A 24,298-nucleotide genomic window follows, 5' to 3' on the forward strand; every position below is an offset into this window, starting at 1 on the left:
GCGCGCCCAGCCTTCACGCGCGCCTGCCTCCATGCGTGCTCCGCCTTCGCGACGGGTTGCGCCTGCAGGCGCGTTCGGTCTCTCCGCGCGCCTCGCCTGCGCGCACGTCGCGGCTAAATGCACGCTCCGGCCGTAGGGAGCCCTCTTTGCTTTCTGGACGGCTGGGCTGGGGGTGAGGGGGCGTGTGGCGTGGCTTGAGGGTGGTGGACGCTGCCCAGGTGGCGAGGGCGCAGAGGGCGAGTGCCGCGCCTAGGGCGGTGGGGCCGGTCCAGCCGGTGGCGCCGTACAGGGCGGTGGTCGCGGCCGCTCCCAGGGCGGAGCCGAGCGAGTAGAAGACCATGTAGGCCCCGATCGTGGTGCTGGTGCGGTCGGGGTAGGCGGCGGCGAGCGTGTGCTGGTTGCTCACGTGCACGACCTGGACGGCGAAGTCGAGCAGGATCACGCCGAGGACCAGCAGCGGCAGCGACCACGGGAGCTGTCCGATCGCCGCCCAGGAGGCGATCAGGAGGGCGAGCGCGATGCCGGTGACACGGTGTGCGTGCCCGGCGTCGCCCCAGCGTCCCGACCGGGCGGCACCGAGCGCCCCGGTGAGCCCGGCGACGCCGAAAAGGCCGATCTGCGCTTCGCCGAGGTGCCACGGCGCACCGGTCAGCGGCAGGGCCATGCCGCTCCACAGGGTGCCGAACGAGGCGAACAGGAAGAACGCGATCAGCCCGCGGCTGAGGAACACCGGCTGCCCGAAGAGCCCCCCGAAGGACCGGAGGACCTGCCCGTAACGGGCCGCGTCCGGGCGGACGTCCGCAGGCAGCAGCGCGAGGGCGAGCAGTGCGAGGACGGCGGCGAGGAGCGCCAGGGCCAGGTAGATGCTCCGCCATCCCCACAGGTCTGCGAGGAAGCCCGCGACGACGCGCGCGCCCAGGATGCCGATCACCACGCCCGACGTCACGATGCCGAGGTTGCGGCCGCGCTCTGCGGGCGGCGAGACGGACGCCGTGTACGCGACGGCGGTCTGCACCACCACCGCGAACACGCCCGCCGCGGCCAGACCGGAGTACGCCGCCCAAGCGGACGGGGCGGCCGCGGTGATCGCCGTCCCGGCGGCCACCAACGCGAGGTGGGCGGCGATCAGGCGTCTGCGGTCGAACACGTCGCCCAACGGCACCAGCAGCACCAGCCCCACCAGGTAGCCGAGCTGGCCGGTGGCCACGAGCCGGCCGACCGTGCCGACCGGAACGCCCAAGTCTTGCCCCATCGGCCCGAGCACCGGCTGTCCGGCGTAGACGCTCGCGACGGCGACACCGCACACAGACGCCAGCAGCAGCCTCGTCCTCCAGGGCATGAAAACCTCCAATTGGTTTCATTTTGAAACTAACCGGAGCGTAGGTCAGTATGGTTTCAATACGCAACTCATTGGAGGGGTGATGGCGCGCGACACCGCCGACGGGCAGGACCACGCGTGGACGGACCCGAACTGCCCCGTCGCCCGCACGGTCGACCTGGTCGGCGACCGCTGGAGCCTGCTGATCATCCGCGACGCGATGGACGGCGCCCGCTCGTTCACCGACTTCCAGCAGCGCACCGGCATCGCGCGCAACATCCTCACCGACCGGCTCCGCAAGCTCACCGCGCACGGCCTGCTCGCCCAGGTGGACGCCCCTTCTGGCAGGCGCAGGCTCTATGCGCTCACCGACGCCGGCAAGGACCTCTTCCCCGTGATCGTCACCCTGCGGCAGTGGGGCGAGCGCCACGCCTTCAAGGCGGGCGAAGCGCACTCGGTCCTGGTCGACGGCGACGGCGCCCGCGTCCCCGAACTCCTGCCCGTGGCGGCGGACGGCTCACCCCTGACAAGCGACACGACGTCGGTCCAACGTCCCACCTGACCCCCGAGCCGGTGGTTCGCATTCGCCGACGTTGGGGTGGGAACGGGAGGTCGAGGGCGGCCGAGACGGAGCGGAACCCCGCTCGGCCGTGTCGCGGTGGGGTCAGAGGTCGAGGACGGCCAGGACGAAGCGGACTTCCTTCTCTCCCGCGTTGCCGTAGGAGTGGGGGCGGTCGCCTGCGAACACGGCGGCGCTGCCCGCCTCGACGAGGTCCGTGCGGCCGTCCACGCCCAGCGTCAGCGTGCCCTCCTGGACGTACGCGATCTCCTTGGTGCCCGGCACATGGGCGTCGCTCTCGCGCGTCTCGCCGGGCTGGAGCGCCCAGTTCCACAGCTCCAGCGACGGCCGCGGATCGCTGCCTGCCAGCAGCGTCCCCGTCCCGCCGTGCTCGCCCTCCCACAGGACGACGTGCCGCTCCGGCCGGAACAGCCGCACCGGCGGCTCCTCCTCCACCTGCACGAGCCGGGTCAGCGCCACCCCGAGCGCGTCGGAGATCCGGATGAGCGTGCCCAGGTTCGGGTTGCCGCGGCCCTGCTCCAGGCCGACCAGCACGCCCTTGCTCACCCCGGCGCGCCCGGCGAGTTCGTCCAGGCTCCATCCGTGCCCGGCCCGCAGCGCGCGCACCGTCCGCGCCACGGCCTCGCCGATCGCCTCCTGCCCGACCGACCCGGTCTCCTGCCCACTCAACCCCGGCCTCCCGCCCGCACGGCCGCGCACGGCCCGTGATCCGACGTCTCCAACGATCCCACCATCACAGGTGGGGACATGCGCCGTCTCGGTGCTCACCACTGAATGTGCACCCGCGGAGAGGGACCGGTACCGGTTCGCGCGGTCATGCGCGCCGGGGGACCGCGCCGGTGGCCAGGCCGTGGACCCAGTCGAAGATCACCTCGTGGGCCTGCTGGAGGGCGCCGTTCTGGCAGTGCAGGTGCCCGCCGTCGGCCTCGGCGAAGGTGTGCACCCGTACCGAGCGGGCGCCGGTGAGCCGGGCCGCGAAGTCGTGGCCGAGCGCGGGGTCGTAGAAGTGCTCGCGCTCGGCCAGCAGGACGAGGCCGTCCGCGGTGATGTCGCCGGCCCAGTCGCGGTCGTCGAAGGGGCGCATCGCGTCGATCAGGCCGGGCAGCGTCGCGGCTCCGAACGTCCAGAGCGCGTTGCCGATCCCCCAGCGGGCCTGGGCGTCGAATTTGCCGTACAGGGGGACGGCGCGCCGCATCCACCAAGGCATGCGCTGGAACGCGCCGCGCACCGGCCGGGGCACGTTGTGCAGGAACGCGGTGAGCATGCCGGGGAAGTAGTCGTACAGGACGACACCGTCATAGCGCGGTTCGAACGCGGCGGCCCGGGCGAGGAGGTGGCCGCCGAAGCTGATGCCGACGCCGACCAGGAGCCGGGCCTCTACGAACCCGCCCAGCCAGTCGAGCACGGCCCGGGTGGGGTGCTCCCACTCGGCGGTGAACGGCATGCCGTGCTCGCGCAGCGCCGACCCTTGTCCCGGGCCGGTGAACATCAGCACGCAGTGGCCGCGGCGCACCGCCGCGGCGCCGATCATGAAGTACAACTCCTCGAGCGTGGAGTCGAAACCGCCCTGCACGACCAGCACCGTGCGGGCGTCCGGGTCGGCGGGGGCCATGAACAGCGCCTCCAGGTCGGCGCCGTCGTAGGGGATGCGGGCGCGGGTCACGTCCGTGCCGAGGGCCTCCAGCCCCGCGTCGAACAGGTCGCTGCCGGCTGTGGCGGCCGCGGCGCGGCGCGGGTCCGTCGCGTCCAGGAAGAACTCGGCCTGCCGCCAGTAGTTGGCGGCCCGGAGCATCGCGGTGCCCCGGGACACGGGCTCGCCGTACGCCCGTCCTCGCGCCGCGACGCGGTCCGCCATCGCCGACCACTCGCGGTACCACGACTCGAAGTCGCCTCGGCGGACCCGCGCCATGACGGCGGCGACCTCGCCGACCTCGCCGCCGTCGTAGGCCGCGGTCCACAGCCCGCGCAGCGCCTCGAAGTCGAACGCCGGCGTCCGGGAGAACCTGATCCTGCGCATCCGAGACCCATTTCTGTGTCATGACACATATTTGTCGGTGCCGAGCTTATGCATGTCATGACACATAAAGCAATAGACTTCCCCTCGTGGAGCCCGTACTCGAACTGCTCATGGCCCTGAAGACCGCGCAGCGAGAGGTCGAGCGGCGGTTCAACCACCTGCTGCGCCCCCTCGGCGTCACCGCCGTCCAGGCCGAGGCGCTGCTGATCATCGCCGACGGGCAGCCGGTCTCCATCGCCGACCTCGGCGCCCGGATGGCCGCCGACCCCGGCCATCCCAGCCGGCTCACCGACCGGCTCGCCGCCGCCGGGTGGATCGAGCGCCGCCCCTCGCCCCACGACGGGCGCCGGACCGACCTCACCCTCACGCCGGATGGCGAGGACCTCGTCCAGCGCGTCATCGCCGCCCGGCAGCCCTACTTCGACCGGGCGGCCGCCGCGCTCGTCGAGGCCGGCCTCGACGACGTCCTGCCGGACGTCCGGCGCCTGCTCGACCTGGTCCGTGCGCTTCCCGAACCCGAGTGAGCGCCCAGGAGAACAACCGGCGGCGTCCGCGTGTTGGGGGAGGGTCCCCCGGGACGCTCCTCGGTCGGTATGATGAACTTTTGAGTTCACTCAAATGACCGCCGGAGGGGAGTAACGGGATGCTGGAGCGGATCGTGGTGGACGAGGCCGTGCGGGAGCTGCGTCCCGACTTCGCCGTGCTCGTCATGACCGCCGAGGGGCTCGGAAACGGTCCGAGCGACGAGGTCGGTGAGGGGTGGCTCGCCGAGGCCGCGCAAGCGGCGGACGCGGGGGACCCGCACGTCGAGGCGTGGCGCGAGGCGTACCGGGCGTTCGGCGCCAAACCGCAGCGGACCCGGCCCTCGGTGGACGCGCTGCTGCGCCGCGCCGACGCCCTCCCGTCCATCAACCGGGTCGTGGACGCCTACAACGCGGTGAGCGTCGAGTACGCGCTGCCCATCGGCGGCGAGGACCTGGACGCCTACCAGGGCCCGGCGCGCCTGGTCAGGGCCACCGGCGACGAGCCGTTCGACGTGATCGCCGGGGGCGAGCCCGCGGTCGAGCACCCGACCCCCGGCGAGGTCGTCTGGCGGGACGACCAAGGCGTCACCTGCCGGCGCTGGAACTGGCGCCAGTGCGTCCGGACGCGCCTGACCGAGGACACCAAGAACGGCCTCTTCCTGCTCGAACGCCTTGAGCCGTACCCGCTGGACAGGCTGGCCGAGGCCGGCGACCGGCTCGCGGAGCGGCTGCGGGCGATCTCGCCCGGGGTGCGGATCCAGACCAGGCTGATCGGCGGACGGTGATGGTCACGGTTCTCGCGCTGGCCGCCGCCCTCGCCTACGGGGTCGCCGACTTCCTCGGCGGCACCGTGACCCGCGGCTCGACCGCGATCAGGGCGCTGACCTGGTGCGTCCCGATCGGGCTCGGCGTCGTGCTGGTGTCGGCGCTGCTCACCGGCGGGCACCCGAGCCCGGGCCCGATGGCCTGGGGCTTCGTGGCCGGGCTCAGCGGCGGCGGCGGGCTGATCGCCTTCTACCGCGCCCTCGCGCGCGGCCCGATGAGCGTGGTGGCGCCCGTGTCGGCGCTGGCCGCGGCGGTGCTCCCGGTCGCGGTGGGCGTCGCCCAGGGCGAGCGGCTCGACCCGTCCGTCCTGCTCGGCGTCCTGCTCTGCCTCGTCGCGATCGGCCTCGTCAGCATGGAGGCGAACGGCGAGGAGGCGGCAGCGGCGGGCACGGGCGGGCGCCGCCGCCTGCTGGACTCCGGCCCCGTCATGGCCGGTCTGTCCGGTACCTGCTTCGGCGTGTTCTTCGTCCTGTTGAAGGAGGCGGGGGACGGCACCGGGCTCTGGCCGATCGTCGGCGCCCGCCTCGGCAACCTCGCGATCGTGGCCGTGGCGCTGCTGTTCCTGGCGGCCCGCGGCGCCAACGCGGGTCCGAGGCTGACCGGGCGGACGCTGATCGTGCTGGCGCTGCTGTCCGGCAGCCTGGACGCGGGGGCGAACGTCCTGTACTTCCTCGCGGTCCACAGCGGCATGCTCAGCCTCGCGGCCGTCCTGACGTCCCTCTACCCGGCGATCACCGTCCTGCTGGCGAGAGTCGCCTACAGCGAACGCCTGCGCGCCGTCCAACGCGTCGGCATGGCCGTCGCCGTCGCGGGCGTCGCCCTCGTCACGGTCGGCTGAGGTCGTTCACCGGCACGTCCGCAAGGAGAAAGGCCGCCCTCCCGAATGCGGGACGGCGGCCTTTGCGGTGGCGGTGGTATTGGATCGGAATTCCCCGGCATGGCATGCACGGCTGGGGCGTCTTAGTTCGCCGAATAACGCGCCAGGGCGACTAATCCTCAAGGTACTAATTTCCTGGCCGCTGCCCGCAAGGGCGCACATCTTCTTTTCGGACAAATCCCGCGGTCGATATGGCCAGGCCGTAATTTTTGGTACAATATACTCCGGGGACCGGCTCGAGTTGTGCGTCTCGACGGATGGCTCTCTTTCCTTCCGGGGGTATGGTTTGGACGAGCCCCAGCGCAGCATCGCCACGTGGACGGGCATCGTCGCCGCGATCATCACCACCCTCATCGGCTTCAATGAGCTCACCGGCGTGAACCTGCTCGAAGGGATCACGAAGAAGCCCGCTCCCGGGTCCTCTGGAACACCCCCTGAGGCGGGTGGCGTTCCCAACGGGAACTCGGGCGCCCGCCCCCCGCGGCCTTCAATCCCGGACCGGCCGAAGTTCAGAACCGTTTCGATCGAATTCCGTGGGTCGTGCGACAAGTACTCCGGATGCAATGTCGCCGGAACGTTTCGGAACTACGGCGGCGAAGGAGGGGCGGCCGTCATCTTCTACGTCAAATCGAGCCACCTCAAATGGCTGCTCGCGCAGTGCTCCGTCTCGCTTCCCCGCACCGGGTACCTCGAAACGGCGACCGTCTGGTGCAACGCAAATAACGGTCATCTGTACAACTACATGACCAACTACACCAGCGAGATAAGGCTGCAGGCCTGGGTGGACAACCCCTGAGCGGCCGAAGCGGACACCCGGGGTTCCAGATCTCTCGGGGTCGCGGTCGCGCGAGCGGCGGCGCGGCGTCCAGGGCCCGACGCGTCAGGGGCGGCACCCCCGGGAGGGTGCCGCCCCTGACGTCCTGCCAGTCCAACGTGGCGGTGGTGGTGGGATTCGAACCCACGGAAGGTTGCCCTTCACACGCTTTCGAGGCGTGCGCCCTCGTCCACTAGGCGACACCACCGCGGGAGAGCCTACCCGACTCTGCGGCGCGCGAAGAACTCGATTAGCGGGGCGGCGCACTCCTCCGCCATGACTTCGGCGATCACCTCGGGGCGGTGGTTGAGCCGGCGGTCGCGGACGACGTCCCACAGCGACCCGACCGCGCCTGCCTTCGGGTCGACCGCGCCGTAGACGACGCGGTCCAGCCGCGCCTGGACGGACGCCCCGGCGCACATCGTGCACGGCTCCAGCGTCACGACGAGCGTGCAGCCGGACAGCCGCCACCCGCCGAGCGCCGCCGCCGCGCGCCGCATCGCGACGATCTCCGCGTGGCCGGTGGGGTCGGCGGTCCGCTCGCGCTCGTTGCGGCCCGTTCCGATGATCTCGCCGGACGCGTCCAGGACGACGGCGCCGACCGGGATCTCCCCGTCCTCGGCGGCCTCCCGGGCCGCTTCCAGGGCCCGGAGCATCGCCGGACGGAACCGCTCGACGACCGGATCGCGCGCGTCAGTCACGGAGGCGGTCGAACTCCTCGCCGAAGCCGGCATGCTCGGCGACGGTGAGGAGCGCGTCGCCGGGGAGGGCGCGCTCGCCGAGTTCGCCGAGCCGCTTGGCGTCGAGGTCGAAGTCCTCCAGCAGGTCGGCGTCGCCGGCGGCGTCGCCTTCCGGCACCTCGCCGACGAGCTGCTGGAACAGGGAGCCGAGCCCGTCCTCGCGGACGGCGGAGATGTAGGCGCGCGGCTCGTCGTCGCGGTCGAGCCGGACGATCGCGAACCAGTCGTCGTCCTGCTCGACCAGCAGCAGGACCGGATCTCCGGAGGACTCGAAGGCGGCCTCCCGCATCAGGTCGGCGACGTCGTCGACGTTCTCCGCCTCTGCGAGCACGGCCTCCGTCCCGACCCAGCCCTGGGGGGTCTGCGCGAACACGGCGGCGAAGTAGGACACGTGCTCATTGTGGCCCAGGCGGCCGACCCGGTCACACCCCCCGCGCACGGGAATCGGCGGCCGGGTGCCCGGAAACGGTTGTGAATAAACTTCGCGTTCTCGTCCGGTGGCGGACGTCCGGCGTTCTTCCCCCGCGTCACCCGAATCCGCATACTGCTCAGCGATCGCCATCCCGGGAGGAGTGCCATGGGTGCGGACGAACTGACCAGGCGCGGTTTTCTGGCGGGGACGGCGGGCGCCGCGGCGATCATCGCGGCGGGCGCCGCCGGGGGCTCGTCCACCCAGGCCCACGCGGCGGAGCTGGCCGCCGCCAAGCGCGCCCCGATCGCCGAGCTTCCCGATCCGGAGGAGTCCGGCATCGACCACATCGTCGTCGTGATGATGGAGAACCGGTCCTTCGACCACTACATGGGCTGGCTGCCCGGCGCGGACGGCCGCCAGGCCGGGCTCACCTTCACCGACGCCGACGGCAACGCGCACGACACCCACCACCTGAAGGTGCCGTGGGGCTGCGGCTTCAACGATCCCGACCACTCCTACCAGGGCGGCAGGACCGAGTACAACGGCGGCGAGTGCGACGGATGGCTGCGCGCCGGCGACAACGACGTGTTCTCCATCGGCTACTACGAGGGCCCCGACCTCGGCTTCCACGGGCACGCCGCCCTCGACTGGACGGTCTGCGACCGCTACTTCCCGGCGATCATGTCGTCCACGTTCCCCAACCGGATCTTCCAGCACGCCGGGCAGACCGACCGGATCTCCAACGCGCTGACGATCTCCGAGACCACCACCGTCTGGGACCGCCTCAAGGCCAAGGGCGTCTCCTGCCGGTACTACTTCAGCGACGTCCCGTTCACCGCGCTGTGGGGCCTGCGGCACCTCGACATCAGCCGGAACATCGCGGAGTTCCGGAACGACGCCCGCAACGGGCGGCTGCCCGCGGTCAGCTTCGTCGAGCCCGCCTTCCTCGGCGAGCTCTTCCTGCCCGGCATGTCCGAGGACGAGCACCCGCTCGCCGACATCCGCTTCGGGCAGGCCTTCCTCAACGAGGTCTACAGGGCGCTCGTCACCTCGCCGAACTGGCCCCGCACCCTCTTCGTGATCAACTACGACGAGTGGGGCGGGTTCTTCGACCACGTCCCGCCGCCGGAGGGCCCCGACCCGCGGCCCGACCTCGGCACCGCGCTGCGCGGCTTCCGCGTCCCGTGCCTGCTGATCTCCCCGCGGGCGCGGCGCGGGGCCGTCGCGCACGAGGTGTACGACCACACGTCCGTCCTGAAGGCGATCGAGTGGCGCTGGGGCCTGGAGCCGCTGACCGTGCGGGACGCCGAGGCCCGCAACATCGCCGAGGTCCTGAACTTCACCGACCCGCCCGACCTGCACGCGCCCCGCTACGACGCCAGGCGGCCGATCAGCCTCGGCTGCCTCGACCCGCAGCACAGCCACACCGGGGACGACTGGGCGGGCCTGTACGACTACGCCCGCCGCAAGGGCTTCCCCCGCTGACCGCTCAGCGATCGACGCCGAACCGGCTGATGGCGGCGGTCAACGGGCCATGGACGGCGTCGAGCCCACCGGCGACGGCGACGCCCACCTGGCCGGAGTGGCCCTCTGATCTGCCCGCCCGGAGTCGGGTCGGCTAGGAGATGGTGTCGAGGGCGCGTTCGAAGGCGGGGGCGAAACCGATGCGGCCGGCGATGCTGAGCAGCATCTCGTCCGGGTAGAGCTCCAGGTCGCCGGAGATCGCGCCGAGCTCCATCTCGTCCAGCCCGAGGTCGGCGAAGATCGACATGTCGCCGACCGGGAGGACCTGGTCGAGCTCCTCCTCGTCGGGGATCGGGATGTCCAGGTAGTCGAGCACCTGGCCGGCGAGCGGCCAGTCGACCGAGGCGGTGACGTCCGACAGGAACACCATGACCTCGTCGCCGAGCAGGCGGATCGCGACGAAGAAGTCGTCGCCGACCGAGACCAGGCCGACCGTGCCGCCGAGGCTCGGCTGCTGGCGCAGGGCATGGATCAGCCCCGCGAGGTCCTCGGTCAGCGCCACCGGAAGGATCTCGGCCTCCCAGCCCTCGTCTTCCCGGTACACCACGACGGCGAAGTCCGTCGCGTCCACATCCGTCATTTCCACCCCACCGGCACGTCTCCTGCCAGGGCATGGTCGCAGATGCGGCGCGCACTCGCGTGCCCCACCACCAAACTCGCCGCCGCACCCGGCCGTGATGCCGGGAGTCAGCGCCGGATTCCGGTGCCCGGCGGCATGAACCTAACCGATCTGGATCAATTGATGCGGAACGTGCGGCGGCGAAGTGCCGCGTGGATCCGCGCGCGCCGGGAGCGGTGAGGGGTCACCCGGCGGCGCAGCTCGCGCGCCTCGGCCAGTTCGCGCAGGAAGACCGCCCTGCGGCGGAGGTGCTCGCGCACCTGCTCGGGGGAGATGTCGCCCTGGGGTCCGGGGCGCGTCGGGGAGTCCTCACCTGTGACTTCGGTCACCGCGGGGTCGGCGGACGGGGGCTCTGAGCCGGGAGCCGAGGTGGGCGCGGGCGGATCGGGGGCTGAGCCCCGGACCCAAGAGCGGCCGCTCGGCTGCTGATCGCTCTCGCTGTTCATATGGCCATCCTGCCCAGCTCAGCGGCGTCCTATCCTGCGGCCCCGGACCGCCCCGGCCGGTGGGCTACGGTGAGCGCATGCAGACCCTCGCCGTCGACCACCCGCTCGTCGCGCACAAGCTCACCACGCTGCGGGACGCCCGCACCGACTCCCCCACGTTCCGCCGGCTGGCCGACGAACTGGTCACCCTGCTCGCCTACGAGGCGACCCGCGACGTCAGGGTCGCCGAGGTCACCGTGCAGACGCCGCTCGTCCAGGCGCAGGGCGTCCAGCTCGCGAGCCCGAAGCCGCTCGTGGTACCGATCCTGCGCGCGGGCCTCGGGATGCTGGACGGCATGACGCGGCTGCTGCCCACCGCCGAGGTCGGCTTCCTCGGCATGGTCCGCGACGAGGGCACCCTGCAGGCCGAGACCTACGCGACGCGGCTGCCGGACGACCTGTCCGGGCGGCAGTGCTACGTCCTCGACCCGATGCTCGCGACCGGCGGGACGCTCGCCGCCGCCATCCGGCTGCTGATCGAGCGCGGCGCCGACGACGTGACGGCGCTCTGCCTCCTCGCCGCCCCTGAGGGGCTGAAGTACCTGGAGCAGGCGTTCTCCGACATCTCGGCGCCCATCAAGGTGGTCACGGCCGCGATCGACTCCCACCTCAACGAGCAGGGCTTCATCATGCCGGGCCTGGGCGACGCGGGGGACCGGCTCTACGGCGTCGTCTGACCCGCCCGCCGGAGCCTCTCGGCCCCGCCGAGACCCGACGTGACCTGCGATGTTCGTTCCGGACGGCGCGGGGGTACCACCACCCTTACGGAACGCGAGCGCGCGTTCCCCTCCGCCGTCCCGGCACAGGGGACCGTTACGGACCGGGCGGCGCGAGCGAGCTTCGGGGACACATGATGGCTCACCCAGGGGATGGCGACCTGCCGCGCTACACCGAGATCGGGGAAAGGCTCACCGAGGAGTTCCGCGAGGTCCACGGCGCCGACACGGTGGAGCGGTGCGTCTCCGCCGCGCGGTACGGCGCCGAGGAGGTCACCGGATCGGCGCCGCCCGCCCTCGTCGAGCGGATCGCGCGCCGGCACCTGGAGGTGCTGGCGACGGTCGCGGCCGAGAAGCGGCGCAAGGCGCGCCGCTCGTCGCTCGACAACGCGCCCTAGCCGAGGGGCCCGTGCCGCGCGACGACGCGCTGCTTTGCCGCCGGTGCGGGCTGTGCGAAACTGAACCCGGGGTCCGTGGGTCAACGCTCCGGGAGGCAGCCGTGCCGGCCAAGAAGTACATCACGTGGGCCGCCGCGGCTTTCGTGGCGTTCTACGTCATCACGCAGCCGGACAGCGCGGCCCGATCGGTGGATACCGCGGCGTCCGGCATCTCGTCGGCCGCCGACTCCCTCGCCACCTTCGTCAACTCGCTCGCCTGAGGCCGGCATGAGGCTCGTGACCCCCGGCGACTCCGCGCCGGCATCCGTCAACAAGTACCTGCTCCCCCACGAGAACCAGGTGATCACTGTACGGCGGCACCCCGCCGTGCTGATGGTCCCGGTCGGGCTCCTGCTCGGCGGCCTCATCCTCGCCGGCATGCTGAGCCAGACGCTCGCCGAGAGCGGCGGCGCGGTCTTCAGCTGGGTCTGGTGGGGCTGGCTGATCCTGCTCGCCTGGTTCGTGTGGCGGGTCGCGGAGTGGTCCGTCGACTACTTCGTCATCACCAACCAGCGGATGCTGCTCACCACCGGCCTCATCACCCGCAAGGTCGCGATGATGCCGCTGGCCAAGGTCACCGACATGAGCTTCAAGCGGACGATCACGGGCCGCATGCTCGGCTACGGGGAGTTCGTCCTGGAGTCCGCCGGTCAGGACCAGGCGCTCACCAACGTGCCCTTCCTGCCCTATCCCGAGCAGCTCTACCTCGAAGTCTGCGAAATGATCTTCCCGAACAAGAACCCGGCGCCCGAGGAGAAGCTGCCCCCGCCCCCGCCGCCGCGGCCCCGCCCGCGGGAGGACGCCCCCACCTCGTCGATGCCCAAGGACGACGGCGCCGACGGGGAGGTCTAGCTCCGCGCCGCTCCCGGTGACGCCGCCCGCGAGCCGCGGGAGCGCTGTGCCTGCCCGGGCCGGTCGCCGGTGAGGCGAAGGTCTCCGGAGTGAGGCCGAGACCATGCGGGACGGTCCGGATCATGCCCGTCTTGTCCCGCGCACGCCGCCCGCTCGCCCGGCCCGGGGTCGGGGCGCTTCCGCGGGAGCGGTCCCACCTCCGGGGACGGCGCAACCGGGCGGCCGGAACTGGCCGGAAAACGCGGCGGACTGATCAATATCGGCGGTCTATGCGATCTTGGGCAGATGGTCGGATACCGTCGGCCCGGTGACAGACGTCGCGATCGACGGGAGGGGCCGCCGGCGCGAACCGGCGAACCTCGCGGCCCGTGCGCGCGGGCCCCGCGGCCGGTCTCGTCTTCTGCCGCTTCCTTGCTCTCGATGTGCGATAACTCGCAATGTGCAATCATGTCGGCACCCCAGCCGCCTGTTTACTTCCGCTAAGTGAGTCCACATGCCGGGTCCAGGCAACGTCGGCGAACGTGTCCGCAACCTGCGGCTGACCAGACGCTTGTCGCAGGCACAACTCGCCGGTCACGACCTTTCCGACAGCTACATCTCCTTGATCGAGTCGGGCAAGCGCACGCCGACGCCGACCGTCCTGCGCATGCTGGCCGAGCGTCTCGGCTGCACCCCCGAGTACCTCGCCGAGGGCGTCGAGCCTGAGCAGCGCGCCCACCTGGAGGTGCGGGAACGCCACGCCCACCTGGCCCTGCTGCGCGGGGACGCCGCCACGGCCGAGGCCGGGTTCGACGAGGTGATCGCCCGCAGCGACGACCCGGACCTCACGGCCCGCGCCCGCTGGGGCCGCGCCCGCGCCCTCGAGGAGCTGGGCCGCACCGACCGCGCGATCGCGCTGTTCGAGGAGCTGCGCGAGCAGGCCGAGCGCGACCCGGGCCGGGCCAGCTGGCTGCCGCCGGTGATCGCGCTGGCCCGGACGTACCACGCCGTCGGCGACCTGGGGCAGGCCATCGCGCTCGGCGAGCGCGCCCTCGAACGGCTGGAGCGGCTCGGCCTCCATGCCGGCCACGAGTACACCGAGGCCGGACGCATCCTGCTGCTCGCCTATGTGGATCGCTCCGATCCCGCCCGCGCCCACGAGCTGGGACGCCGCCTCCTCCATCCCCAGGGGGGCGAGGACGCCGAGCCGCTGAGCGTCCACTACCAGCGGGCCAGCATGCGCGCCCTGGACGAGGCTGCGGTCGGCGACTCCCTCTACTTCGCCGACCAGGCCCTCGCCGCGCGCACGGACACGCCCCCCAGGCAGGCGGAGGCGCGCCTCGCCCTCGCCGGAGCCAAAGCGCTACTCAGGGGCGTCGAGCCGTTCTCCGTCGCCGCGCCGCCCGACGCCGCGCCGCCCGGTGAGTACGGGTTCGAGCGTCCGCGCCAGGAAGGCACCCGCGAGGCGGCCCAGGAGGCGCTCACCCTCCTCCAGACCGCGACCGGCCTCGACGACGCCGAGTCCACCGAGAGCACCATCGCCAAGGCCCGCGCGCTCGTCCTCATCGGCGAGTTGGACGAGGCCATCGCCGCGCTCGAACAGTTCCTCGACACCGGCATGGCCCTCGCCGCCCCCGCGAGCGACTCCTCGCTGGCGCCTCAGCCCGCGGACGAGATGGGCGTCCGCACCCAGAAGACCGTTCTGGCCCGCCTTGTCCTTGCCCGTGCACGGGTCGCCCAGGGGAACACCACGGCCGCGGAGGTCGTCCTTCGCGCCGCCTCCGAGCAGCTGGCGACCCTTCCCAAGGGCCGTCCGGCGGCGCACCTCTACCGGGAACTCGGCGAGCTCTACGAACTGACCGGGTCTTCCGACAACGCCGCCACCGCCTACCGCCAGGCATTGGAAGCGGCGGGCCTGTCGGTCTTCAACCTCGTCCCTGTGAGCGCCCAGCGCTAAGACCCGAGGGGTAGGAGAGGCGGCCGCGACAGCGCGTGCCGCCTCGTCCTGTGTCGGGGCGGAATAAAGCGCGGAGCGCGGATGTCGTATCATCCAGACATGGGATGACTGGTTGACTGGAGGTTCGGGTGACTCTGCGGACGGCACGGCGGTCCTCGCTGGTCGACCAGGTGATCGAGCAGCTCAGGGGCGAGATCACCGGGGGCGGCTGGCCGGTGGGCGCCAAGATCCCGCCGGAGCCGGTGCTGTCGGAGACGCTCGGCGTCGGGCGCAACACCGTCCGGGAGGCCGTGCGGGCGCTGACCCACGCGGGGCTTCTGGAGAGCCGCCAGGGCGACGGGACGTACGTGCGCGCGACGAGCGAGCTGTCCGGGGCCGTCCGGCGGCGGCTGGAGCGGGCGGAACTCGTCGAGATCCTGGAGGTCCGGCGGGGGTTCGAGGTCGAGGCGGCCAGGCTCGCCGCGACCCGGCGCACGGAGGCCGACATCGCCGCCATCGCGGTCGCCCTCGCGCGCAGGGACGCGGCATGGGCGGCGGGCGAGCACTCGGCGTTCGTCGAGGCCGACCTCGAATTCCACACCGCCGTCGTCGAGGCCACCCACAACCGCGTCCTGACCGACCTGTACCGCGACTTCAGCGCCGCGCTCCGGGCCAGCATCGGCGCGGCCGGGAGCCTGCTCGAACACGCCGACGTGCCGCACGGCCCCATCGCCGCGGCCATCGAGGCGGGGGACGCGGACGCCGCGACCCATGCGACCCATGCGTGTCTCGACCAGATCCTCGCCTCCGCCCTCACCGCTCCTGCAAAAGCTCCGCAGGAGTCCTGACGCGGTAAGCGCAAGCCCGTATCGGGTCTCGCCCACCTCACGGGCGGTCGTCGTGGTGCCCGGCGGCCGTCAACGCATGGCACCGGACGCAGCAGAACCACCGCTCGGCGCGGCGATCCCGCGCTCGTGGCGGCCGAACGACGAAGGTGACATGAACAGCTCGACGACGACTCCGGTGACCCGGGCCGCGGCCGTGTGGTCGCTCATCGGCCTGGTGCTGCTGACGATCAACCTGCGCGCCGCGATCACGGGGATCTCGCCCGTGCTCGGCGACCTGCGGGACGCGTTCGGGCTGTCCGGTGCGCAGACCGGCGTCCTCACCACGCTGCCGGTGCTGTGCCTGGGCGTCTTCGCGGCCGTCGCGCCGGTCGCCGCGCGGCGGTTCGGCGCCGAGACCGTGATCGCCGGTTCCCTCGTCATGATCACCGCGGGGATCGTGCTGCGGGTGGTGCAGTCCCCGGTCTCGCTGTTCTTCGGCACGATCGTCGCCGGCGCAGGCATCGCGATGGGCAATGTCCTCATGCCAGCCGTGATCAAGCGCGCGTTCCCGACCCGCCTGGGCTCGCTGACCGGGCTCGCGATGATGCTGATGGCGGCCAGCGGCGCGATCGCCGCCGGGCTCGCGGTGCCGCTGGCGGAGGCGGGCGGCTGGCGCCTCGCCCTCGCGGTCTGGGCCGTCCCGTCGCTGATCGCCGCGCTCGTGTGGGGCCCGCTCGCCGTGCGGGGCCGCCGCGCCCCGACCGCCCCGGTCACCGCCCCGCGCGCCGGGGGATCGCTGCTGCGCTCCCTGACGGCCTGGTCCGTCGCCGCGTTCATGGGCCTGGCCTCACTGATGTTCTACGTGCTCATGTCGTGGCTGCCGGAGGTCATGCAGGACGCCGGCCACCCGGCCGCGACCGCCGGGATGATGGTCTCGACCATGCTGATCGTCGGGATCCCGCTGGGCTTCGTCGTGCCGGTGTTCGCCGCCCGCCTCCGCGACCAGCGCCCCCTCGTCCTCGCCGTCGCGGCCACGATGGTCGTCGGCCTGGTCGGCCTGCTGCTCGCCCCGTCCGCCGGCTGGGCGTGGGTCGTGATCCTCGGCATCGGCACCGGCAGCGCGTTCCCGCTGGCCTTCACGCTGCTCAGCCTCCGCTCGCCGAGCCCCTCGGTGGCCGCGGGCCTGTCCGGGATGGCGCAGACGGGCGGTTACCTCCTCGCCGCAGCCGGCCCGTTCGCGGTCGGCATCCTGCACGAGGCCACGGGCGGCTGGAACGTTCCGGTGGCCCTGCTGCTCGTGCTGGTGGTGCCCGAGGTGGTGGTCGGCCTGCTGGCCGCGCGGCCCGGGTTCGTCCACCCGGCGGAGCCGGCGCGGCTGGTCGAGCCGAAGTCCCTCCCGGCGCCCGAGCCCGCCCGCACCCGCTGATCAGCCCATGTCGACGGCGTCCAGGTCGAGGACCCGGGCGTGCAGGACCTGCCGCTGGTGGAGGGCCGCCCGGAGCGCCCGGTGCAGGCCGTCCTCCAGGTAGAGCTCGCCCTGCCACTGGACGACGTGGGGGAACAGGTCGCCGTAGAAGGTGGAGTCCTTCGACAGCAGGGACTGGAGGTCCATCTCCCGCTTGGTGCTGACGAGCTGGTCGAGGCGGACCTGGCGAGGAGGGATCTTGGCCCAGTCCCGGGACGATAGACCGTGCTCGGGATAGGGCCTTCCTTCACCCACCGACTTGAAGATCACCCTTCGAGTCTAAGGGCTGGCAAGGGCGCGGAGAAGGCAGCGCAACAACATCCGTCACTCCACTTGCCGGATTCGGTAAACCAGTTACGGCGCAGGTCAACCGGCCCGTGACTAAATACCGGTCCGCTGGAACGTCATGGATCAGGCCTGATGGTCGGACCATATGTAGGCGGCGGGCAGCAGTTCGGCCACGGGCTCGGCGCGCAGAACACCGCCCATGTCGACGATGACGAGGATGGACGGGAAGTAGTCCAGAAGGACCTGCCGACACCGCCCGCAAGGCGACATCACCCCGCGGCCGCCGTCCCCGACCGCCACGATCATGTCGAGCCGGTGGGCCCCCTGGGCGGCCGCGGCGCCGATCACGGCCAGCTCCGCGCACGGCCCGCCGGTGAAGTGGTGGACGTTCATCGCGGTGACGATCCGCCCGTCGCGGGCACGGGCGGCCGCGGCCACCGTGTGCTCGTCCCCCCGACTGCACCCGGCCGCGACCCGCTCAGCGGCCCGGATCAACTCATGATCGACCGTCATGTCCCCGCCCAAGCGCTCAAAAGGTCCTCCGCGTTGTAACCAGCCCGAAGCCCATCACACGCGACGCCGTTCCGTGTCACCGCGACCAGTGGCACGGGCTCGTCGGTGATCGCCGCTCTGTGCCGCTGGAGCGCGGCGAGGTCGTGGGAGTCGAACGACGAGTTCTCCACCCACTTGATCGAGCCGAGGAAGAGCAGGTGCCGGGCGACGGGCTCCCGGTCCGCACCGACGAGATCGATCTCCACCTCGTTGCCCCGCGTCCAGTAGCCGCCGATGGCGGGGGCCGCGGGGAGGTCACCGTCCGGGAGGAGGCGCGCCAGCGACTCGCGGACCAGCGGTTCGATCGCCCTGCCCCGCCAGCTCGTCCAGCCCTGCCTGATGCGGCCGAGTGTCAGGTCGCCGCGCATGCGTTCGATCTCGGCCATGTGCGGGTCGAGGAACGTCAGCCAGAACCGCAAGTAGGGATCAGCGACCCGGTAACGCCGCTCCTTGGAGGGGCGCGTCGAGATCGGCAGTTCGGCCGCCACCACCCGCTTGCGGGTCAGGACGTCCGTGGCGCGGGTGAGGGTGGTGTGCGAGATGCCCCCGGCGGCGCGGGCGATGTTGGTGAAGGTCCGCTCGCCCGCGCCAATGGCCCGCAGGACCTCCCGGCTCATCGCCTGCGGCGGGAACTCCGCGGCCAGCGAGCGTTCGGCGGAGACCAGCAGCGCGGAGATCGGGTCGTCGAGCGACTCGCGGAGGAACTCCCACAGGGACGCGCCGGGCCGCCAATCGGCGCAGATGAGCGGCAGCCCGCCCGTGACCAGGGCGGCGTCGAACGCCGTCGCCGGTTCCAGGTCGAGCATCTCGGCGATGTCGGCCGGGTTCAGCGGGCCGACCACCATCTCGGTCCCGCGCTGGTGGAAGGGCCGGTCGTACTCGTTCAGCGCCTCCATCATCGAGATGTCCGACCCGATGAGCAGCAGGAGGACCGGCTTGTGCGAGAGCAGGCGGTCCCATGCCCGCTGGAGCATCCCCTCGAAGGCGTCGACGCGGTTCATCAGGTATGGGACCTCGTCGAGGACGACGACGCTCGGCACGTCGTCGGGGAGGATCTCCGCGAGAAGCCTGAACGCCGCGTTCCACTGCGCCGGCGCCTCTTCGGTGAACAAGGCCCGGTCCGCGAGGGTGGAGTTCGCGACGGCGTCGTGCAGTTCTGCCAGCTCGTCCTCCGCGGGGCCCCCGGCCGCGGTGAAGAAGAGCGACGGCACACCGGCGCGGCGCACGAACTCCTCGACAAGGCTGGACTTGCCGACCCGTCGCCGTCCGCGCATGAGGATGCAGCGGCCGGGTTTCACCGAGCCGCTGGCCGCCCGTACCTGTTCGAGCGCACGGGCGAGCACGGCCAGCTCACGGCTCCGACCAATGAAGCGACGCATCAATACTCCCGCCAGCGATAGTATCAACAGCGATAGTATCGCTAATGGGAGTCTTCCGTTCGGTGATGCGCGACCGCGTCAGTTCTTGATTGCTTGGGGGACTCGGGGTAGGCCGGTCACCGAGGTCACCGTTGAGTACAGGCCCGTCGTCGCGGTGATGAACAGGCGGTTGTTCTTGGGGCCGCCGAAGGTGATGTTGGAGACGGGCTCGGGGACGCGGATGCGCCCGATGAGGGTGGCGTCGGGGGCGTAGCAGTGCACGCCGCCCTCCAGGGCCGCCGCCCACAGCCGTCCGTCCCGGTCGAACCGGATGTTGTCGAAGCGGCCGACGCCGTCGCGGGCCGCGGTGAAGACCTCGCCGTCCGAGAGCGTGCCGTCGTCGCGGACGTCGAAGACGCGGATGTGGGCGGCGCGGGTGTCGGACACGAAGAGGCGGCGCTCGTCCGGGGAGAACACGAGGCCGTTCGGTCCGCCGAAGCCGTCCGCGACGCGGCGGACCTCGCCGGTCACCGGATCGGCGCGGTAGACGTCGCAGGACCCGATCTCGCTCTCGGCGCGGTGGCCCTCGTAGTCGCTGGTGATGCCGAAGTCGGGGTCGGAGAACCAGACCGACCCGTCCGAGCGGACGACCGCGTCGTTCGGACTGTTGAGGCGCCTGCCCCGGTAGCGGTCGGCGATGACGGTGACGGTGCCGTCCGGCTCGGTCCTGGTCACCCGCCGGTTCCCCTGCTCGCAGGTGATCAGCCGGCCCTGCGCGTCGAGGGTGTTGCCGTTGCTGTGCCCGGCCGGCGCGCGGAAGAGGGAGACGGCGCCGGTCGCCTCGTCCCAGCGCAGCATGCGGTCGTTGGGGATGTCGCTCCAGACCAGCTGCCGCCAGGCGGGGAGGTACAGCGGGCCCTCGGCCCAGCGGGAGCCGGAGTGAAGGTTTTCGAGGTGCTGGTCGCCGTGGCAGCACCGTCCAGTACGGAAGCGCTCGTCCAGAACCTCGTATATCCCGTTGACCGCTTCCTTGGGCATGGTTCTCCCTTGATCCGCCATGACTGAATGTCGTTCAGAACAACTTCGGGATGATCGTACGCGATACAGTCATCTTGTGAAGAACGTGGATGACATCGATCGTCGCCTGCTGGAGCTCCTCCAGGAGGACGCCACCCGGTCCTACGCGGCACTCGGTACGGCGGTCGGCCTGTCGGCCGGGGCCGTCCACGAACGGGTACGGAAGATGCGCGAGCGGGGCGTCATCCGGCGGACGAGCGTGGACGTGGAGCCGGCCGCGCTCGGGCAGGGCGTGCTGGCCTTCGCCCTGATCGACTCGTCGGTGTGGATGGGCGACCGCGCGGCGGAGTTCGCCGCCATACCGGAGGTTCAGGAGGCCCACGTCGTCGCGGGCAGCGCGTCCGTCCTGGTCAAGGTGCGGACGTCGACGACCGGGCGGCTCCAGGACGTGCTGCGGCGGCTGTACGAGATCCAGGGCGTCAGCGGGACGAAGGCGACCGTCGTCCTGGAGACCTTCTTCGAACGCCCGATCTCCCCGCTGGGCCAGTGAACGCGCCCCGGCACGCGAAAGGCCGGTGCCCGCGTCGGGCACCGGCCTCGGTGTGGCGGAGGATGCGAGATTCGAACTCGCGAGCGCTTGCACGCAACACGCTTTCCAAGCGTGCGCCCTAGGCCACTAGGCGAATCCTCCACGGGGTAGCCTACCGGTTCTCGGGCAGTGACCTGACCTCAATTACCGCGTCGACGGGGATCGGTCCGTAGACGTGGGGGAACAGCTCGTCTCCGGCCGGCTCGTAGCGGACGGGCGCGTCCAGGCGGGACACGTCGATGACCAGCAGGACCAGGTCTTCGCGGGGGACGTCGCCGTAGAAGCGGCCGAGGACGCCCTCCACTTGGGCGATGTCGGACGAGCAGTGGATGAAGCCCTCCTCGTCCAGCGTCCGGCCCAGGGTGGACATGGCGTACGCCACGCCCGTGGTCCGGGCGGATTCCCAGCGGGTTCGTTCGGCGATGTGCAGGAGCGTGTCCTGGGGAGAGGCGGGCATGGGGCGGAGACTACGCCGGAAAGCGTGGCGATCCTGGGCCGGGGATGCCATAGACTTTGGGCAGACCCCTCGCACGGCGTCACCCTGTGAACCTCCCCAGGGCCGGAAGGCAGCAAGGATAAGCAGGCTCTGGCGGGTGTGCGGGGGGTCCCTTGGTTTGACGGCGACCGGTCCGCGATGACCGGTCCACGGCGACACGGCGCTTTCTGACGCTCTGCTTCTCGAGGGAGGGCGGACCCCCGATGAGTCTGGCTCTGTACCGCAAGTACCGGCCAGCGACGTTCGCCGAGCTGAAGGGGCAGGAACACGTCGCCGAGCCCCTCCAGCAGGCGCTGCGCAACGGCCGGATCAACCACGCGTACCTGTTCAGCGGGCCGCGCGGCTGCGGCAAGACGTCCAGCGCCCGGATCCTCGCCCGCTCGCTGAACTGCGAGGAGGGGCCGACCCCCGACCCGTGCGGCAAGTGCGACTCGTGCGTCGCGCTCGGGCCGTCCGGCAACGGGCACATCGATGTGATCGAGATCGACGCCGCGTCCCACGGTGGTGTGGACGACGCCCGCGACCTGCGGGAACGGGCCTTCTTCGCCCCGGTGTCGGCGCGCTTCAAGGTGTACATCATCGACGAGGCGCACATGGTCACCCGCGAGGGCTTCAACGCGCTGCTGAAGCTCGTCGAGGAGCCGCCGCCGCACCTGAAGTTCGTGTTCGCGACGACCGAGCCCGAGAAGGTCATCGGGACGATCCGGTCCCGGACCCACCACTACCCCTTCCGGCTGATCCCTCCGGGCGTCCTGCAAGACCTCGTCGAGGAGATCCTGCAGAGCGAGGACGTCCCGTACGAGGCGTCCGCGCTGCCGCTGGCCGTGCGGGCCGGGGCGGGTTCCGCCCGCGACACGCTGTCGATCCTGGACCAGCTCCTCGCCGGATCGGACGAGAAGGGCATCACGTACGCGCGGGCCGTGTCGCTGCTCGGCTACACCGACTCCGCGCTGCTGGACGAGGTCATCGCGGCCTTCGCGGCCCGGGACGGCGCCGCCGTGTTCGCCGCGATCGACCGCGTGATCGAGAGCGGCCAGGACCCGCGCCGCTTCACGGCCGACCTGCTGGAACGCGTCCGCGACCTAGTGATCCTGTCGAACGTGCCGGAGGCCGGGGGGACGGGGCTGCTGAACGTCCCGCCTGACGAGCTGGAGCAGATGCGGCGCCAGGCCTCCTCGATGGGGCCGGGAGAGCTGACCCGCGCGGCCGACCTGCTGCACACCGGCCTCACCGAGATGCGCGGTGCCACGTCCCCGCGGCTGCTGCTGGAACTGATCTGCGCGCGGATCCTGCTGCCGGCCGCGTACGAGGACGAGGCGTCCATGTTCGCCCGGCTCGACCGTCTGGAGCGTCAGGCCTCCCAGGGCGGTTTCGGTGGCGGTGCTGGCCAGGGCGGGTTCGGCGGCCAGGGCGGTGATCCTCTTGCGCAGGCCTTCGCGTCCGCGGCACCGGCTCCCGGGGCGGCTCCGGGGCAGACCGGCGGGGCACAGGGAGCGTCCGGGCACGGTGGGGCTGCCGAAGGGACGTCCGGCTCGGCCGGTGCGGCGCCAGGGGCCCATGGACAAGGCGGCGCGGCGCAGGGGACGCCCGGCCAGGCGGGGGCGACACCGTCCCAGAATGGCGGTTCCGCAACGCACGGAACCCAGTCCCCTCCCGCCCGGGGGGCCGACCCCACTTCCAGTGTCAACCCCAGCCCCGGTACGGCACCCGCAGAACCCGGTTCTGTGGATAACCACGGATCCGCCCCCACCACGGCCGCCCCCACCACGGGCGGACCGGCCCCAGGCGGACCAGCCACGGGTGCACCGACCACAGGTTCGCCGGCCACCGCACGCCCTGCGGCCGCCGCGCGACCCGCGCCCAGCGCACCGTCCGCGCCCTCCAGCCCACCACCCGCGCCCAGCGGAGGGGCCGGAGGAACGGACTTCTCCACCATCCAGCGCCTCTGGCCCGACGTCGTCGAGGCCGTCAAGCAGAAGAGCCGCGCCACCTGGATGGTCATCATGTCCGGGGTCCAGCCGGTGTCCCTGGACGGCAAGGTCCTCACGCTCGGCTTCGACGCGGAGGGGCGGCGCCTCGGCTTCGTCAACGGCGGCCGCGACGCCGTCCTGCGCGAGGTCTTCAAGGAGCGGATGGGCGTCGACTGGCGGATAGAGACCGTCGTCGGCGGGGCGCCCGGCGGGTCCCCCCCAGGAGGACGGCCGGGCCCTAGCGCAGGGTTCGGTGGGGCGGCCACACCGAACCCGGCACCACAGCCGCGGCCGCCCTTCCAGCCGTCTGCTCAGCCGTCCGCGCCGAGGGCCGACCGGGCGCCGGAGCCCCCGCCCCCGCCGCCGGACGAGCCTCCGCCGCCGCCCGAGCCCTCTCCCGTGGACGAGAGCGACGAGGTCGACCCGGAAGGCGACGCCGACGCCGACGGCACCGAGGCCGAGATGAGCGGGATGGCGCTCATCCAGCGGGAGCTCGGCGGCCAGATCATCCGCGAGATCGACAACTCCGCCCCGTAGCCCGCCGGAGGGGGCCGCATCCCGGACGTGCTTCCGAAATGGCGTGCCGAGGTCCTCGCTTACCGAAACGGCCTGGGAACCCGTAGTCTCGTGGGACGGACGTCCGGTGGCTGGCGGAGCGCCAGAGAGCAGGCCCTCGGGGGCCGGAATGGGGAGTGCACCGTGGAACCCGGTGGTCAGCTGAACATGCAGGAACTCCTCCAGCAGGCACAGGCCATGCAGGAGCAGCTCTTCAACGCCCAGCGCGAGCTCGCGGAGACCGAGGTGACGGGGACCGCCGGCGGCGGGCTCGTCACCGCGAAGGTCAACGGGCAGGGCGAGGTCACGGGCCTGTCGATCGACCCGAAGGCGATCGACACCGACGACCCGGCCGACACGGCGGAGACTGTGGCCGACCTGGTGCTGGCCGCGATCCGCGACGCCGCCCGCGAGGCGCAGGAGCTCCAGCAGGAGAAGATGGGCCCGCTCGCCCAGGGCCTCGGCGGCGGCGGGGGCATCCCCGGCGGCTTCCCCGGCCTCGGCGGCGCCTGAACCGGAACGCGAG

The 24,298-nt window shown here is 71.9% G+C and carries 27 protein-coding genes, 2 tRNA genes, 1 other RNA gene and 1 pseudogene; 17 read left to right on the plus strand and 14 right to left on the minus strand.

Annotated features, from left to right (window positions below):
- Positions 1-13 precede the first annotated feature (13 nt).
- A complete protein-coding gene (locus tag K4S16_RS32295) occupies positions 14-1,339 on the minus strand; it encodes an MFS transporter (RefSeq protein ID WP_149262851.1) in 1,326 nt (441 codons plus the stop codon).
- 82 nt (positions 1,340-1,421) lie between these two features.
- Here K4S16_RS32295 and K4S16_RS32300 point away from each other — a divergent pair, with 82 nt between their 5' ends.
- Complete coding sequence (locus K4S16_RS32300) at positions 1,422-1,880, plus strand: helix-turn-helix domain-containing protein (RefSeq protein ID WP_149262852.1); 459 nt, start codon at positions 1,422-1,424, stop codon at positions 1,878-1,880.
- A 102-nt stretch (positions 1,881-1,982) separates the two neighbouring features.
- On the opposite strand, the gene K4S16_RS32305 is transcribed toward K4S16_RS32300, so the two are convergent.
- Both K4S16_RS32305 and K4S16_RS32310 read right to left on the minus strand, forming a co-directional pair.
- Complete coding sequence (locus K4S16_RS32305) at positions 1,983-2,567, minus strand: helix-turn-helix domain-containing protein (protein ID WP_149262853.1); 585 nt, start codon at positions 2,565-2,567, stop codon at positions 1,983-1,985.
- 145 nt (positions 2,568-2,712) lie between these two features.
- Positions 2,713-3,915 (minus strand): alpha/beta hydrolase, encoded by a 1,203-nt coding sequence (locus K4S16_RS32310; RefSeq protein ID WP_149262854.1) that lies wholly within the window; start codon positions 3,913-3,915, stop codon positions 2,713-2,715.
- 86 nt (positions 3,916-4,001) lie between these two features.
- Between K4S16_RS32310 and K4S16_RS32315 the strand changes: the two genes are divergently transcribed.
- The 4 genes from K4S16_RS32315 to K4S16_RS32330 all read left to right on the plus strand — a co-directional run bounded on the left by K4S16_RS32315 (position 4,002) and on the right by K4S16_RS32330 (position 6,937).
- Positions 4,002-4,439: a MarR family winged helix-turn-helix transcriptional regulator gene (locus tag K4S16_RS32315; protein WP_149262855.1), complete on the plus strand. Its 438-nt coding sequence runs from the start codon at positions 4,002-4,004 to the stop codon at positions 4,437-4,439.
- A gap of 119 nt (positions 4,440-4,558) precedes the next feature.
- A complete protein-coding gene (locus K4S16_RS32320; protein WP_149262856.1) occupies positions 4,559-5,224 on the plus strand; it encodes a B3/4 domain-containing protein in 666 nt (221 codons plus the stop codon).
- On the plus strand, positions 5,224-6,102 hold the full coding sequence (locus tag K4S16_RS32325; RefSeq protein ID WP_149262857.1) for an EamA family transporter: 879 nt from the start codon (positions 5,224-5,226) through the stop codon (positions 6,100-6,102). The genes K4S16_RS32320 and K4S16_RS32325 overlap by 1 nt, the downstream gene beginning before the upstream one ends.
- Positions 6,103-6,427: 325 nt before the next feature.
- Positions 6,428-6,937, plus strand: coding sequence for a hypothetical protein (locus K4S16_RS32330; protein ID WP_149262858.1), 510 nt, complete (start codon positions 6,428-6,430; stop codon positions 6,935-6,937).
- 138 nt (positions 6,938-7,075) lie between these two features.
- Here K4S16_RS32330 and K4S16_RS32335 read toward each other — a convergent pair.
- The 3 genes from K4S16_RS32335 to K4S16_RS32345 all read right to left on the minus strand — a co-directional run bounded on the left by K4S16_RS32335 (position 7,076) and on the right by K4S16_RS32345 (position 8,086).
- Positions 7,076-7,163, minus strand: a tRNA-Ser gene (locus K4S16_RS32335).
- A 10-nt stretch (positions 7,164-7,173) separates the two neighbouring features.
- A complete protein-coding gene (gene tadA, locus K4S16_RS32340; RefSeq protein WP_200842255.1) occupies positions 7,174-7,611 on the minus strand; it encodes a tRNA adenosine(34) deaminase TadA in 438 nt (145 codons plus the stop codon).
- Between the two features lie 37 nt (positions 7,612-7,648).
- Positions 7,649-8,086 carry a hypothetical protein gene (locus K4S16_RS32345; RefSeq protein WP_149262860.1) on the minus strand — a complete coding sequence of 146 codons (438 nt, stop codon included), beginning with the start codon at positions 8,084-8,086 and terminating at the stop codon, positions 7,649-7,651.
- Positions 8,087-8,272: 186 nt separating this feature from the next.
- On the opposite strand from K4S16_RS32345, the gene K4S16_RS32350 reads away from it, so the two are divergent.
- Positions 8,273-9,592, plus strand: coding sequence for an alkaline phosphatase family protein (locus K4S16_RS32350; RefSeq protein ID WP_149262861.1), 1,320 nt, complete (start codon positions 8,273-8,275; stop codon positions 9,590-9,592).
- Positions 9,593-9,725: 133 nt separating this feature from the next.
- On the opposite strand, the gene K4S16_RS32355 is transcribed toward K4S16_RS32350, so the two are convergent.
- Both K4S16_RS32355 and K4S16_RS32360 read right to left on the minus strand, forming a co-directional pair.
- Positions 9,726-10,211 carry a tRNA adenosine deaminase-associated protein gene (locus K4S16_RS32355; RefSeq protein WP_149262862.1) on the minus strand — a complete coding sequence of 162 codons (486 nt, stop codon included), beginning with the start codon at positions 10,209-10,211 and terminating at the stop codon, positions 9,726-9,728.
- Positions 10,212-10,366: 155 nt separating this feature from the next.
- Complete coding sequence (locus K4S16_RS32360; protein ID WP_149262863.1) at positions 10,367-10,579, minus strand: hypothetical protein; 213 nt, start codon at positions 10,577-10,579, stop codon at positions 10,367-10,369.
- A gap of 194 nt (positions 10,580-10,773) precedes the next feature.
- Here K4S16_RS32360 and upp point away from each other — a divergent pair, with 194 nt between their 5' ends.
- From upp to K4S16_RS32390, 7 genes and pseudogenes are all read left to right on the plus strand, one after another.
- A complete protein-coding gene (gene upp, locus K4S16_RS32365) occupies positions 10,774-11,412 on the plus strand; it encodes a uracil phosphoribosyltransferase (protein ID WP_149262864.1) in 639 nt (212 codons plus the stop codon).
- Positions 11,413-11,588: 176 nt separating this feature from the next.
- Positions 11,589-11,849: a hypothetical protein gene (locus K4S16_RS32370; protein WP_149262865.1), complete on the plus strand. Its 261-nt coding sequence runs from the start codon at positions 11,589-11,591 to the stop codon at positions 11,847-11,849.
- A 101-nt stretch (positions 11,850-11,950) separates the two neighbouring features.
- Positions 11,951-12,109: a hypothetical protein gene (locus tag K4S16_RS45265; protein WP_200842246.1), complete on the plus strand. Its 159-nt coding sequence runs from the start codon at positions 11,951-11,953 to the stop codon at positions 12,107-12,109.
- 7 nt (positions 12,110-12,116) lie between these two features.
- Positions 12,117-12,626, plus strand: a pseudogene (locus K4S16_RS32375) (PH domain-containing protein); the annotation flags it as partial.
- A gap of 607 nt (positions 12,627-13,233) precedes the next feature.
- Positions 13,234-14,676 (plus strand): helix-turn-helix transcriptional regulator, encoded by a 1,443-nt coding sequence (locus tag K4S16_RS32380; RefSeq protein WP_149262867.1) that lies wholly within the window; start codon positions 13,234-13,236, stop codon positions 14,674-14,676.
- Positions 14,677-14,804: 128 nt separating this feature from the next.
- Positions 14,805-15,503: a FadR/GntR family transcriptional regulator gene (locus K4S16_RS32385; protein ID WP_149262868.1), complete on the plus strand. Its 699-nt coding sequence runs from the start codon at positions 14,805-14,807 to the stop codon at positions 15,501-15,503.
- Between the two features lie 151 nt (positions 15,504-15,654).
- Positions 15,655-16,908 carry an MFS transporter gene (locus K4S16_RS32390; protein ID WP_149262869.1) on the plus strand — a complete coding sequence of 418 codons (1,254 nt, stop codon included), beginning with the start codon at positions 15,655-15,657 and terminating at the stop codon, positions 16,906-16,908.
- On the opposite strand, the gene K4S16_RS32395 is transcribed toward K4S16_RS32390, so the two are convergent.
- The 4 genes from K4S16_RS32395 to K4S16_RS32410 form a co-directional block, all read right to left on the minus strand.
- Positions 16,909-17,217: a type II toxin-antitoxin system VapB family antitoxin gene (locus K4S16_RS32395; RefSeq protein ID WP_149262870.1), complete on the minus strand. Its 309-nt coding sequence runs from the start codon at positions 17,215-17,217 to the stop codon at positions 16,909-16,911. It abuts the gene before it with no gap.
- Positions 17,218-17,358: 141 nt separating this feature from the next.
- Positions 17,359-17,748, minus strand: a complete 390-nt coding sequence (locus tag K4S16_RS32400; protein ID WP_149262871.1) for a cytidine deaminase — start codon at positions 17,746-17,748, stop codon at positions 17,359-17,361.
- Entirely contained in the window at positions 17,745-19,166 is a 1,422-nt protein-coding gene (locus K4S16_RS32405) for an ATP-binding protein (protein WP_149262872.1), read from the minus strand. Before K4S16_RS32405 ends, K4S16_RS32400 begins: the two co-directional genes overlap by 4 nt.
- A 78-nt stretch (positions 19,167-19,244) precedes the next feature.
- Positions 19,245-20,183: an SMP-30/gluconolactonase/LRE family protein gene (locus K4S16_RS32410; RefSeq protein WP_149262873.1), complete on the minus strand. Its 939-nt coding sequence runs from the start codon at positions 20,181-20,183 to the stop codon at positions 19,245-19,247.
- Positions 20,184-20,259: 76 nt separating this feature from the next.
- Between K4S16_RS32410 and K4S16_RS32415 the strand changes: the two genes are divergently transcribed.
- On the plus strand, positions 20,260-20,712 hold the full coding sequence (locus K4S16_RS32415) for an Lrp/AsnC family transcriptional regulator (RefSeq protein WP_235037206.1): 453 nt from the start codon (positions 20,260-20,262) through the stop codon (positions 20,710-20,712).
- A 53-nt stretch (positions 20,713-20,765) separates the two neighbouring features.
- On the opposite strand, the gene K4S16_RS32420 is transcribed toward K4S16_RS32415, so the two are convergent.
- Positions 20,766-20,853, minus strand: a tRNA-Ser gene (locus tag K4S16_RS32420).
- Between the two features lie 10 nt (positions 20,854-20,863).
- On the minus strand, positions 20,864-21,208 hold the full coding sequence (locus K4S16_RS32425; RefSeq protein ID WP_149262874.1) for a DUF952 domain-containing protein: 345 nt from the start codon (positions 21,206-21,208) through the stop codon (positions 20,864-20,866).
- A 60-nt stretch (positions 21,209-21,268) separates the two neighbouring features.
- Between K4S16_RS32425 and ffs the strand changes: the two genes are divergently transcribed.
- The 3 genes from ffs (at position 21,269) to K4S16_RS32440 (ending at position 24,285) form a co-directional block, all read left to right on the plus strand.
- Positions 21,269-21,364, plus strand: an RNA gene (gene ffs, locus K4S16_RS32430) — signal recognition particle sRNA small type.
- A gap of 86 nt (positions 21,365-21,450) precedes the next feature.
- Positions 21,451-23,754 (plus strand): DNA polymerase III subunit gamma and tau, encoded by a 2,304-nt coding sequence (locus K4S16_RS32435; protein ID WP_149262875.1) that lies wholly within the window; start codon positions 21,451-21,453, stop codon positions 23,752-23,754.
- Between the two features lie 162 nt (positions 23,755-23,916).
- Positions 23,917-24,285, plus strand: a complete 369-nt coding sequence (locus K4S16_RS32440) for a YbaB/EbfC family nucleoid-associated protein (RefSeq protein ID WP_149262876.1) — start codon at positions 23,917-23,919, stop codon at positions 24,283-24,285.
- Positions 24,286-24,298: the final 13 nt, after the last annotated feature.

It is taken from the genome of Actinomadura sp. K4S16 (assembly GCF_008327685.1).
GTDB lineage: Bacteria > Actinomycetota > Actinomycetes > Streptosporangiales > Streptosporangiaceae > Spirillospora.